We start from the raw sequence: 12,511 nt of genomic DNA, 5'->3' as shown, positions 1-12,511 counted from the left end.
GCCGGTTCAATGACACAACCAATGGTCCGCCTGTCCGGGCTCTATAAAATCTTTGGCGCCCGCGACAAGGACGTGTTGCACCATGTCCAGGGTGGCATGGGCAAGGAAGAGTTGCTGGCGCAGCACAAACACGTTCTGGGCCTCAACAACATCAACGTCGATATGCAGGCGGGGGAAATCACAGTGGTCATGGGCCTGTCAGGCTCGGGTAAATCCACGCTGATCCGCCACCTGAACCGGTTGATCGAACCCACAGCGGGCGAGATCATCGTGCAGGGCGAAGACGTGATGCAACTGTCCGAGGACGGGCTGCGTCATGCCCGTCAGGAAAAGATGTCGATGGTTTTCCAGAAGTTCGCGTTGTTGCCGCACAAGACCGTGCTGAAGAATGCAGGCATGCCCTTGTCGGTGCGTGGCGAAGACGAGGTCACCTGCGACCGCGAAGCCGCGAAATGGCTGGACCGCGTCGGTCTGAGCGGGTTCGAAAACCATTATCCAGCGCAGTTGTCTGGAGGGATGCAGCAGCGGGTAGGCATTGCCCGGGCGCTGACCGCAAACACACCGATCATGCTAATGGACGAGGCTTTCTCGGCCCTTGATCCGCTGATCCGAACCGATATGCAGGACCTGCTGCTCGAGCTGCAAAAAGAGCTGCACAAGACCATCATCTTCATCACTCACGATCTTGATGAGGCGCTGAAGCTGGCCGATCACCTTGTGATCCTGAAGGACGGCTTTGTCGTGCAACAGGGCGAGCCGCAGCACATCCTGCTGAACCCGGGTGATCCCTACATCGAAGACTTCGTGAGCGACATCAACCGCGCACGGGTTCTGCGGGTGCGCTCGATTATGACCCCACTTGGGGGGGACAAAGTGCCTGCGGATGCCCATGGCGAAGTGGACGTGAACGACACGCTCGAAAGCATGATCGCGCGGTCCGGCGGGGATACGTCACACGCTTATATAGTCAAAGATGGGGAGCAGACGGTCGGCACACTGGATATGACCGAACTGGTTCGCGCTCTTGTCCCTCGCGTCGCATCCGAGGCCGGTGCGCGTCAGTCCTGACGCGCGCTGACGGCAGAGCTGGAATTCAACAGATCAGGCCCTAAATAGCCGCATGGTTGGGTCGGCCTCGATCTGTTCGAACAGCCAGTCGATAAATGTATCGAGCTTGGGGTTGGGTGCACGCTCTTTTTGCGTCGCCAGATACCAGCGGCCTGGCTCTGGCACTGAAATGTCGAACGGTCTGACCAAGCGCCCCCTTTCAAGATCACGCGTGCAAAACGGTGCCCTTGAGACACTCATTCCGTGGTTGTTCAAAACGGCTTCGCGGACAAGAGGGTAGTTGTCGAAGATTGAGCCAAATTTCATGGTTTCGCGATCTAAGCCCGCAGCCTCCAACCAACAGTCCCAGTCATCCGGCTCATTCCATGTGCTTGGGACACTCAGCAGCAGGAAATTTCTGAGCTCTTCCAGAGGCATTCCATCGCTTGCGGAATTCAAGGCCTCTGGCGCGCAAACCGGGTAGATATCCGTTTCGAACAAAGGGCTGTAATCAAATCGTTTGTCAAATGGTGGTGCATTGAACACGCCCACATCGAACCGGTGCATGTCGTAATCACCGTCTTCAAAGGTAGAGACTATGCGCACGCGCGTGTCCGGATTATCCTGAAGAAAGTCTGCCAATCTGGGCTGAAGCCACATCGTGTTGAAACTTGCGTAGGACTGGACGAGCAACACGTTCGGTTCCTCAGGTGTCTGGATGCGCCGCGTGGCTTTGATGATACCCTGAATGTGTTCGCGGACCGGCGGGTAATATTGCTCGCCAGCCGGTGTCAGTTCGACCGAACGGCTTGTGCGTTCCAACAGTTTGACGCCGATTGATGTTTCCAGCGCTTTGACTTGGTGGCTGACGGCCGCATGCGTCACACAAATCTCTTCTGCAGCCTTTCGGAAACTCTTGTGACGCGCCACCGCCTCAAAAGCGCGCAGCGAAACCAGCGTGGGCATGTGAGTGGTCATTACTGCATCTCCTTGAAGAAACCAGCTCTGTTTACCCTCAAGCAGAGTTATCCGACGACGGGCGCGAATGCAGCAGGGTTTTGATACTTTTTTCTTAGCTTGTCAGGGGGCGAAACGCAATTCGCGGTGCGATATGATCGGTTAGAATTTCTTGATGAACGGAAATTTCTTTCAATTCTTCAGCCGAGTGAGAAATGCCAGATTAGCAGATAAAGAAGCTCAAGGATTCCACCTTTATGCCACCATTGTCACCGCTCTCTAATGCATATGGCTATCCGTTGCTGATCAAACACTTGTTAACCCGATCGAATATTGCGTCTGCCAGCCAAGAGATCGTCAGTGCCACCGAAATGCGGCTGAGCTATGCGGACTTGGGCAAACGCGTGCGCCAACTTGCCAATTCTTTAAAGGCCAGCGGGATTCGTGAGGGCATGCGCGTCGGCGTCATGGATTGGGACACACACCGCTATCTTGAATGTTTTTTTGCGGTCCCGATGATGGGCGCGACCCTTTTCACGATCAACGTCCGCCTATCTCCTGCCCAGGTTCTTTATACGATCAACCATGGGCAGCCTGATCTGATCATCGTGCATCAGGACTTCATGCCGCTTATTGATGATATCAAATCGGGCTTCAATCGAGACATCATCATCGTGCCGATTGGCGACGGTGAAGGGTATGAAGAGTGGATAGGCGAGGCCCCAGACAGCTTTGACTTCCCGGACTTCGATGAAAACCAAACCGCAACCTTGTTTTACACAACCGGGACCACCGGCAATCCCAAGGGGGTGAGCTATTCACATCGGCAGTTGGTCCTTCACACGTTGGGCCTGATCGCCGGCTTTGGTGCGTGGCCCGGAAACGCCGGATTTCATCGCGGCGACGTTTACATGCCGCTGACGCCCTTGTTTCACGTCCACGGTTGGGGTTTTCCATATGCCGCAACGATGCTGGGGCTGCGTCAGGTCTATCCCGGTCGATATGACCCTGACACTATTTTGCGATTGATTGCAGCCGAAGGCGTCACCTTTTCCCATTGCGTTCCCACGGTTCTGTCCATGGTTCTCGACCATCCGGACTGCCCACAAATTGAGCTGCACAGATGGAAAGTGATCATTGGCGGGGCGGCTTTGCCGCGCAGTCTGCAGGACCGGGCGGCGGCGGCGGGCATATCCTTGCATGCGGCATATGGGATGTCCGAAACCTGTCCGTTTCTGACGGTGGCCGATTTGTCCAGCGGCGATCCAGAGGTGCAGGCACAAACCGGCTTTCCCGGCCCGCTTGTCGACCTTCGTGTTGTGACACCGGATATGCAGGACGTCCCACATGACGGCGAAACAACCGGCGAAGTTGTTGCTCGGGCTCCCTGGCTGACACAAGGCTATCTGGATAACGCGCAAGCCTCGGGTGAGCTTTGGTGCGGTGGATATCTGCATACCGGGGATGTTGGGTATATCCGCGAGAATGGATCGTTGCAGATTACTGACCGCCTCAAGGACGTGATCAAGACCGGCGGCGAGTGGATTTCCTCTCTGGCACTGGAAAACATAGCATCGTCTTGTAGCGGCGTTGAGGACGTCGCGGCAATCGGGTTGCCGCACGCGAAATGGGGCGAAAGGCCGGTCTTGGTTGCTCAAGCCGCAAAAGATGCCGACCCGGATCTTGTGCGCTTGAGAGTCATGGAAGAAATCCAGTCGCGGGTTGACGCAGGCGAGATCTCAAAATGGGCAGTTCCGGACGAGATAATCTTTGTCGCCCGCCTACCTAAAACCAGCGTCGGCAAGCTCGACAAGAAACTCGTGCGGAAAGATATTTCAACGCGCTCGGACTTTAAATCATGACAGACAAGCAACGCCGTATTCAGGCGCTTATTCAATCCGTTGTCACCTATCTGCAGGCTCACAGAGCTGCCACGCGCGGCGTTGATCTGACGTTGGACAAGCTGGCAGCCATGGACCTGAAGGGAGAGAGGCTCATTGATTTACCTCCCCAAGGAACCCGGCACGATGAGGTTCTGAAGAACGCCATCGCCGGGATTGTCGCCCCCGAATTGCAAGAAATCGCACGTTGTCTGAAAGCGGCCAAGGATGATCTGATCTGGCGCGAAGACAACGCCCAATTCTATCCCCCTGGTGCCGAATTGGGCGAGGGATACACAAAGTGTAACCTACATACTCTGCTGATTGGGCCAGACGCATGTGGACATCACCATCCCGATTTCAACCTTGGCATTTTCATGCTGGGCCCAAGGACGCTGTATCGCGACCACAACCACGACGCGCCCGAGCTGTACCTGAACCTGTCCGAGAAATCTGGTTGGCGGTTTGGCACCCGTGACTGGCAGGATTATCCGGCTGGATCACTTATCTGGAACGCGGCGGGCGATCCCCACGCCACCCGGGTCTATGACCAGCCATTCATCTCCGTCTTTGTCTGGCTCGAGAACGTGAATTCACCCTGCAATGTAATCCACTTCGACGATTGGGCAGAGATCGAACAAGATCTTGCCAAACAGTCCAATTGAGGTTTCCAAACATGATTTCCATTAAACACACCGAGGGTGTCGCTTTCATTGAGCTGAATGCCCCGCCAGTGAACGCTCTTGGCCTGAAGATGCGGCAGGCGCTTTCCTCGGCCATCCACGAGTTGGACGCCGATGAACAGGTCAAAGCTATCGTTCTATGCTCGGCTCTGCCGCTCTTTTGCGGCGGCGCTGACATCGTCGAGTTCCGTACCGGGGCAGTTTGGGACAAGCCGGACCTGCCAGACATGTGTGTAACGATTGAAACCAGCAAAAAACCCATTATCGCCGCGATAGCAGGTCCCGCTATGGGTGGTGCGCTGGAGATCGCGCTTGCCTGTGATTACCGTGTCGCCACGCCGGATGCCGTGATGGGCCTACCTGAGATCAAACTGGGGCTGCTGCCTGGTGCCGGAGGCACCCAGCGACTACCCCGGATTGCCGGGCTGGAAGCGGCAACGCAAATGATCCTCTCGGGTGATCCCGTGAAAGGCGAATATGCCCTGTCTTGTGGGCTGGTCGACGCACTATTTGAGAACGACCAGGATTTTCGCGCGCATGTTTTGGGTTTCGCCACCCGTGTCAGCCATGAGGGCGATCCGAAACGCAGTTGCGCGGATATGACCGTCACACACCCTGATCCAAAGGGATATCTGACGAGTTTCCGAGACCAGATAGCGCACACGTCCAAAAACCTTGTCGCCCCTGAACGCTGCTTGGTATCCATCGAGGCCGCGTGCGAATTGCCGCTGGCCGAGGGGTTGGCACAAGAGAAGGCAGGTTTCGCTGAACTGCTCGACACACCTCAATCGCGCGCCGGGCGGCATCTGTTCTTTGCAGAGCGTGAATGCACCAAGGTTCCCGGCGTTACCCGTGCTGACCAACCACGTGACATTGCATCGGTCGCCGTGATCGGCGCGGGAACAATGGGGCGCGGCATTGCTATCGCCTTTCTGCAGGCGGGGTATCCGGTCACGCTTCTTGAAACTACGCAAGGCGCGCTCGAACAGGGGCTGGAAAAGGTCTGGGAGCATTTCCAGCGTGCGGCCCAAAAAGGGCGGCGTAGTGCCAATCGGGCAGAGGCAATCGCCGCCAACGCCACTGGGACGCTCAGCTATGCAGACCTTGCGAAGGCCGACCTGATTATTGAAGCGGCGTTTGAAAGCATGAATGTCAAACGCCAGATTTTCGAAGCGTTAGACCGGCACGCAAAACCTGGCGCGATACTGGCCTCAAACACATCGACGTTGGATCTTGATGAAATAGCTGCGGTCACGTCCCGTCCGGAGGATGTGATTGGTCTCCATTTCTTTAGCCCGGCCAATGTCATGCGCTTGCTGGAGGTGGTGCGGGGCGCCAAGACCGCTCCCGATGTTATTGCAACGGCAATCACGGTCGCAAAGAAGATCCGGAAGCTCCCTGTCACGGTTGGCGTGTGCTACGGCTTTGTTGGAAACCGGATGCTGGAACCATACTTCCGCGAAGGATCCCGTCTGCTTCTAGAGGGGGCAACGCCGAAACAGGTGGATAACGTCCTTGAAGGCTTCGGTATGGCCATGGGCATTCATGCGATGGCAGATCTGGCCGGAGTCGATGTGGGCGCACGCGTGCGTCAGGAACGGCGTAGTGAAATCGCGCATGACCCGACATACCAGGCTGTGCAGGACAGGTTGTTTGAACTGGGCCGACTGGGTCAGAAAACCGGGCGTGGAAGCTATGTCTACGAGGGACGGACACGGGTCGAAGACCCTGAGATAGTTCAAATCAGTTCCGAACTGGCGGACCTGCATGGTGTGAAGCGCAGGGGCATCGACGATCAGGAAATCCTTGAGCGATGTCTGTTCCCCCTAATCAACGAGGGCTTTCTGATCCTTGAAGAGGGCATTGCGACGCGCCCGGGTGATTGCGACCTGATCTGGGTCAATGGCTATGGCTTTCCGAACTGGCGCGGCGGCCCAATGCACTATGCCGACGAGATTGGACTGAGCCAGATTCTGGTGCGCATGAACCACTATCGGCAGTCGCTTGGTGCCTATGGTGAGATGTGGTTCACGCCTGCGCCTTTGTTGGAAGAACTCGCAACCTCGGGCGTGACACTTACCGCGTATTTTGATGCCAAAAAGGAAAAATCATGAGAGAAGCCGTTATCGTCTCAACCGCACGAACTCCTATTGGGGTTGCCTTCAAAGGTGCGCTGAACAACATCAAATCCCCTACCATGATGGGGCACGCCATTCAGCACGCGGTTGAACGTGCAGGCGTGGACCCCGGTACGATCGAAGATGTAGTCATCGGATCGGTCCTGACAGCGGGAACAGCAGGCATGAATGTTGCTCGGCTTTCTGCACTGGCGGCGGGCCTTCCCAATACGGTGGCAGGACAGACGGTCGACAGGCAATGTTCATCGGGATTGATGGCCATTGCGACGGCTGCAAAGCAGGTCATTGTGGATGGTCAGAACGTTGCCGTGGCTGGCGGGCAGGAAAATATCTCCACCCTGCAGAATGCCTATCTGAAATGGGCGGGCGATGAGAAAGATCCAAACGTTATCGACCAATCTGAACATGCCTATATGCCGATGCTGATGACAGCGGAAAATGTGGCCCGGACCTATGGGATCAGCCGCGAGGTGCAGGATGAGTACGCCGCACTTTCCCAAGCCCGGACGGCCCAGGCTCAGGCCACTGGCGCTTTTGATGACGAGATCGTCCCGATCACGGCGATCAAACGCGTCAAGAACCGCGAAACCGGAGAGGAAGCCCTGGAAGAAGTGACCTTGTCACAAGACGAAGGCAACCGGCCGGGCACAACGGCCGAAACTCTTGGCCAGTTGAACCCGGTTGTCGAAGGCGGCGTGATCACTGCCGGAAACGCAAGCCAGCTTTCTGACGGGGCCTCGGCTTGTGTGCTCATGGAAGGCAAAATGGCTGAGCAACAGGGTCTCCCACCGCTGGGTATTTATCGCGGCATGGCTGTTGCAGGAAACGCACCGGAAGAGATGGGGGTCGGTCCGATCTTTGCAATTCCAAAGCTGCTGAAGAATGCAGGTCTTCGCATCGAAGACATCGGCCTTTGGGAGCTTAACGAAGCCTTTGCCTGCCAGGTTCTGTATTGCCGTGACCATCTTGGGATCGATCCCGAAATCTACAACGTGAACGGCGGTGCAATATCGATTGGCCACCCCTACGGCATGACAGGTGCGAGACAAGTCGGGCATGCTCTGATTGAGGGGAGGCGTCGTGGCGTGAAATACGTGGTGACCTCCATGTGTGTCGGCGGAGGCATGGGCGCCGCAGCACTGTTCGAAGTCGCCTGACCCCACTGAAATTAGTTCAAGCAGAGCGTTATCTGTTTGGGACATTGACATTCTGGCATCTGCAAGGGTCGCCATCTGCAAGCCTGCGTTTCATGTCGACCGGAATTGGTGATACCTCCTGAGGCGTTATGACCAATGTCGCGCCAACGATCCTTTCCACGGTTTCCAGCCAGTTTGTCGATGACTGGCTGGCGGCGCTGCGTGCCCTGTGCCCAGAGGCGCAGATGGCGTCGCTGCTTAGCCGGTCCGGTCTGAACGCCGACTCGCGCTCGCCGAATGGTCGCGTCACGCTGGATCAGATCGTATGTCTCTATCAACTCGCCGCAGTTGAGACCGGTGATGAGATGATGGGGCTTTGGAGCAGACCCGTCAGACCAAGGGCCCTGCAACATCTTTTGACCACTGTCAGGGAAGCCACGTCTCTTGCATCTGCACTCTACCGGTTTTCGACCTTCTGGAATTTGCTGCTGGATGACTATCAGTTTGACCTGGATGATACTGACAGCGCATTGGTGCTGACCCTGAAACCACAAGGCGACGTGCCGCTTCAGCGGTTTGGGCATATGCTGATCCTCAAACTTGCCCACGGGCTCATGTCTTGGCTGGCAGGGCATGAGGTTCCGGTTAAGGCTGTCGATTTCGCGTTTGACCGCCCGGACTTTGATCAGGATTACGCGATCATCTTTCCTGCACCGCTGCGGTTTGGCCAGCCCGCCACCGCAATCTCGTTCGATCCGAATACACTGGGTCCCGTGCAGACGCGCAGCACCGCTGACCTTGACCGGTTTTTGCAAAACGCGCCCCGGGACTGGATCTTCACCTCTTCGCGCGAGCACACCCAATCGCTGCGGGTGCGCACCTATCTGGGTCAAACGGGATGGGACGCGGCGACCCTGACCCAGACAGCATCCGCAATGCACATGACCCCGCGCACCCTGATCCGCAGGTTGCAGGCGGATGGCACATCGTTTCAGGCGATCAAGGATGCCCTGCGCCGCGACATCGCGATCCGCGACCTGCAGGCGGGGCGCAAAAGCGTCGAGGCCATCGCACATGATGTCGGATTCTCCTCGGCTGCCAATTTTCACCGGGCCTTTCAACGCTGGACCGGCAGCACCCCCAGCTCGTACCGAAAGGCGAGCATTTGAGACGTGCTTTTTGTCACTTTTGGACAATAACCTGTCACTGCACGAGATAGAGCGAAGAAGTTTCCCTTGCTAAACCTTGCGCAATGCAAAGCATTCTCATCTGATTCTACTCAAGAAGCTTGATCGGCGGCCCCTCAGCAGGTGCTGGGATGTGGCGTCATATGAGAACGGCCGCCCTTGAAAGGATCCGCCAATGTCAGACAATCTCGCCACCATACTCCAGGCCGCACGCGACCACACCGAGCAGGTCATCCTGCCCAATGTGGACGCATGGAACGCCGCAAAGACATGGCCCCGTGATGCGTCTGACAAGGCCGGGGCCGCTGGCCTGACGGGGCTCTACGCCCCCGAGGAGTTTGGTGGTCAGGGCATGCCGCTGGCAGAGGGCATTCAGGTCTATGAACAACTGGGGCTGGGGGACGGCGCTTATGCCTTTGCCCTGTCGATGCATAACATCTGTACCTTCGCGGGCTGCGGCTATGGCACAGATACCTTCAAGGAAAAATGGGCACGGGATCTGACCTCGGGCCGCAAACTGGCGAACTTTGCACTGACCGAACCGCAATCGGGATCGGATGCCACAAACATGTATTCGCGGGCCGTGATCAATGATGACGGCACTTGGACGATCAGCGGAGCCAAAGCATGGGTCAGCCTGGCGACCGAGGCTGATATCTATTTCACCGTGGTCAAGACCAGTGACGCACCCGGCCACAAGGATATGGCGATGATCGCCATTCCCGCCGACGCGCCGGGCCTCAGCTTTGGTCCGCTCTACGACACCCCGTCCTACAATTTCCTGCCTCTGGCCGAGATGTACATGGACAAGGTGGTGGTGAGCGAAGACAACATCATCCTGCCGATCGGTCAGGGCTTGCAAGGTTCGCTCATGGCGATCGATATCGCCCGTGTGTCGATTGCGTCAGGATGCTGTGGATTGATGCAAGCTGCCTTGGATACGGCTCTGTCCTATTCCAAGAACCGCAAGATGTTTGGCGGCAAGAACCTCGATCTGGACGGAATCCAGTGGATGCTGGGCGAGGTTGCAACCGATCTTGAAGCCTCCAAGCTGCTTTACCGAAAGGCGGCAGAATCCCTTGGCACACCCGAAGGCCCTCTGATGGCCGCTCATGCCAAACGGTTTGTGCCAGATGCCGCAGTGAAGGCTGCGAACACCTGTACGCAAGTGTTGGGCGGCATGGGTCTGCTGCAGCCTTATGGTCTGGATCGTTTGTCCCGCCTCGCACAAATGCTGCGGATTGTGGACGGGACAACCGAAATCAGCCGTGTAGTTATCGGGCGGGCCCTGCAAAAACGAGCGGCGACCTTGCCTGATCTGCCAGTACCGAAAGGTTTTGGTGAAACCGGCTGAACGTCCCAACCCGCCGAAGAAGCGGAACCGACCGGAAAATCTCTTCTGAAATCGGTAAAATCGAAAGACCGGCCGCGCAAATGTGGCCGGTTTCTCTATTGCAGACCTTGGTGCAAGCGCGCGAGGTCAGTGGAGACTATGCGCGCGTTCTGGAGTTCCTGGACGACATGAGGAAATGATAGCCGTCCTCACGTAGAGAAAGCTGCCGTTCAATAAAGCTGCAGCGAAGGTCGCCAACGCGGGACAAAACAGTCTTTGGCTGCGAGTTCCCGAAAGGCTGCTTTGAAGCGCTATCCGGCAGCGCGCAAAGGGATCGAAACGCTGAGCTCGCGTGCGATTTCGTCGATGAGCGCTTTTACGGGTTCGGTTTTTCTTTTGGGATGTATGCGAGCCACAAACGTAATATCGGGTGGTGCTGGAAACACCCCCTCGATGACCTCGATTTCGTCAGATAGGTGCATCCCATTCAATAGCGCTACCCCAAGCCCAGATTGGACGGCGGATTTTACTCCGGCGGCGCTGGGGCATTCCAACACCTGTTCAAAGTGATGCCCCTGCGCTTGGCCGTCAGAGAAGCCCCATTGCCTGTAAAAGCAATTTTTGTCGAACGAGAGAAATGGAATTGACCCCAAGGTGTTTAGGAGCAGGTCAGGAGATTTCACCCAATGCAGAGTGTCGTCAAAAAGAACGAGGTCACCTTTCGCGACATCGGAGTTTAAAATCTGCATTACTGCAACGTCCAGTTCACCTGCCTCGAGCCAGGCCTGCACATTCAGACTTTGGCTTGTTCGGGTTCGCACGTTGACCTCAGGGAAAAGTCTTGTGAATCGCCCGAGGATCCGGGCGATGTCGCTGGTTGCCGTATCCTCAGTCACGCCTAGTCGGATGGTCCCGGCAAGAGGTTTCTTACCCAAATCAGAAAGGGCTTCGTCATGCAGGTCAACCATGCGGCGCGCATAGTCACATAGCCGCTTACCCGCATCCGTGAACAATGGCCCACCCGCTCGACGCGCGAGCAGGTTGCAATCCAACGCTTGTTCGAGGCGTCTAATTTTGTGACTGACGGCGGATTGCGACAACCCAAGATGTTCTGCTGCGCGCGTAACACCGCCGTAGTGAGCGATGGCGAGCAGAGCTCGTAGTGCGTCTATTTCAAGTCTCTTAGACATTCTCTCAACCATCCATGACATTTTTCAATCAATGTATGACAATCATTCATTTGATTCATATGTTATCGCTTGGCTAAGGTTTGCGAAAGCTAAAAATCTAGAGCATCGCTATGACCCACCTTGTTAATCAAAATGTCATCATCAACGGCACACGCATCTCTCATGGTGTACATGGTGAAGGGAGCCCCGTGGTTCTTATCCACGGCACACCGTCCTCCTCATATATCTGGCGCAATATACTGCCTTCGCTGGTCTCCGCTGGATACAAAGTCCATGTCTACGACTTGCTGGGATATGGGTTGTCGGAACGCCCTTGCGACCCGGCTATCGACACGTCCGTCACCGGCCAAGTCCCAATTCTTGAAGGATTGCTCGACATATGGGGCCTAGATGATCTGCACGTCATCGCCCATGACATCGGCGGTGGCATTGCACAGCGCTTTGGCATCCAGTCGCCCGACCGGGTTCGCACGCTCAGCATGATTGATGTAGTGAGCTATGATAGCTGGCCCTCGAAGCGCACCAATGAGCAGATGCAAGCTGGTTTAGAAAAGCTGATCAAAGCACCAGATGCCGATCATCGTGAGCATTTCCGCGAATGGTTCTATTCGACGGTTCAAAACAAAGTGCGTTTAGCAGAAACTTCGATGGAGACCTATTTGGACTTCATCTGTGGTCCGGTCGGTCAGGGAAGCTTTTTCCAGCATCAAGTCATGCATTACGACCCAAAGCATACAGACGAAATTGTCCCTCGTTATGCTGAACTCGGCAAGAACCCAGTTCAACTGATTTGGGGGGCTGACGATGCGTGGCAGGTTGTCGATTGGGCGCATCGACTGCACGACGCAATCCCAGGTTCAGAACTTCATGTGTTGGAAGACTGCGGTCACTTCTCACTGGAAGATCAACCCGAAAAGATTTCTGCCTTGCTGGTAGACTTTCTGCAAAGGCAGTGCTGAG

10 protein-coding genes are annotated in these 12,511 nt (G+C 56.1%); 8 read left to right on the top strand and 2 right to left on the bottom strand.

What is annotated here, in order from left to right:
• Window positions 1-9: 9 nt before the first annotated feature.
• Window positions 10-1,068 (top strand): quaternary amine ABC transporter ATP-binding protein, encoded by a 1,059-nt coding sequence (locus ACR0J2_RS04905; RefSeq protein ID WP_480811825.1) that lies wholly within the window; start codon window positions 10-12, stop codon window positions 1,066-1,068.
• A 33-nt stretch (window positions 1,069-1,101) separates the two neighbouring features.
• Here ACR0J2_RS04905 and ACR0J2_RS04900 read toward each other — a convergent pair whose 3' ends face one another.
• Window positions 1,102-2,025 carry a LysR substrate-binding domain-containing protein gene (locus ACR0J2_RS04900; RefSeq protein ID WP_480811824.1) on the bottom strand — a complete coding sequence of 308 codons (924 nt, stop codon included), beginning with the start codon at window positions 2,023-2,025 and terminating at the stop codon, window positions 1,102-1,104.
• Between the two features lie 236 nt (window positions 2,026-2,261).
• Between ACR0J2_RS04900 and ACR0J2_RS04895 the strand changes: the two genes are divergently transcribed.
• The 6 genes from ACR0J2_RS04895 to ACR0J2_RS04870 all read left to right on the top strand — a co-directional run bounded on the left by ACR0J2_RS04895 (window position 2,262) and on the right by ACR0J2_RS04870 (window position 10,382).
• Window positions 2,262-3,866 carry a fatty acid--CoA ligase gene (locus tag ACR0J2_RS04895; RefSeq protein WP_480811823.1) on the top strand — a complete coding sequence of 535 codons (1,605 nt, stop codon included), beginning with the start codon at window positions 2,262-2,264 and terminating at the stop codon, window positions 3,864-3,866.
• Window positions 3,863-4,549: a dimethylsulfonioproprionate lyase family protein gene (locus tag ACR0J2_RS04890; RefSeq protein WP_480811822.1), complete on the top strand. Its 687-nt coding sequence runs from the start codon at window positions 3,863-3,865 to the stop codon at window positions 4,547-4,549. Before ACR0J2_RS04895 ends, ACR0J2_RS04890 begins: the two co-directional genes overlap by 4 nt.
• An 11-nt stretch (window positions 4,550-4,560) precedes the next feature.
• Complete coding sequence (locus ACR0J2_RS04885; protein WP_480811821.1) at window positions 4,561-6,681, top strand: 3-hydroxyacyl-CoA dehydrogenase NAD-binding domain-containing protein; 2,121 nt, start codon at window positions 4,561-4,563, stop codon at window positions 6,679-6,681.
• Complete coding sequence (locus ACR0J2_RS04880) at window positions 6,678-7,862, top strand: acetyl-CoA C-acyltransferase (RefSeq protein WP_480811820.1); 1,185 nt, start codon at window positions 6,678-6,680, stop codon at window positions 7,860-7,862. The genes ACR0J2_RS04885 and ACR0J2_RS04880 overlap by 4 nt, the downstream gene beginning before the upstream one ends.
• A 128-nt stretch (window positions 7,863-7,990) precedes the next feature.
• Window positions 7,991-9,010 carry an AraC family transcriptional regulator gene (locus ACR0J2_RS04875; RefSeq protein WP_480811819.1) on the top strand — a complete coding sequence of 340 codons (1,020 nt, stop codon included), beginning with the start codon at window positions 7,991-7,993 and terminating at the stop codon, window positions 9,008-9,010.
• A 193-nt stretch (window positions 9,011-9,203) separates the two neighbouring features.
• The gene (locus ACR0J2_RS04870; protein ID WP_480811818.1) at window positions 9,204-10,382 is read left to right on the top strand and encodes an acyl-CoA dehydrogenase family protein; all 1,179 of its coding nucleotides are present in this window, start codon (window positions 9,204-9,206) and stop codon (window positions 10,380-10,382) included.
• A gap of 290 nt (window positions 10,383-10,672) precedes the next feature.
• On the opposite strand, the gene ACR0J2_RS04865 is transcribed toward ACR0J2_RS04870, so the two are convergent.
• A complete protein-coding gene (locus tag ACR0J2_RS04865; RefSeq protein ID WP_480811817.1) occupies window positions 10,673-11,563 on the bottom strand; it encodes a LysR family transcriptional regulator in 891 nt (296 codons plus the stop codon).
• Window positions 11,564-11,661: 98 nt separating this feature from the next.
• Here ACR0J2_RS04865 and ACR0J2_RS04860 point away from each other — a divergent pair, with 98 nt between their 5' ends.
• The gene (locus ACR0J2_RS04860) at window positions 11,662-12,510 is read left to right on the top strand and encodes an alpha/beta fold hydrolase (protein WP_480811816.1); all 849 of its coding nucleotides are present in this window, start codon (window positions 11,662-11,664) and stop codon (window positions 12,508-12,510) included.
• The last annotated feature ends 1 nt before the right edge of the window (window position 12,511 follow it).

The organism is Ruegeria sp. CG4, assembly GCF_056537185.1.
Note: the sequence above shows the minus strand (reverse complement) of the source record. Positions and strands in the feature narration are given on the sequence as shown.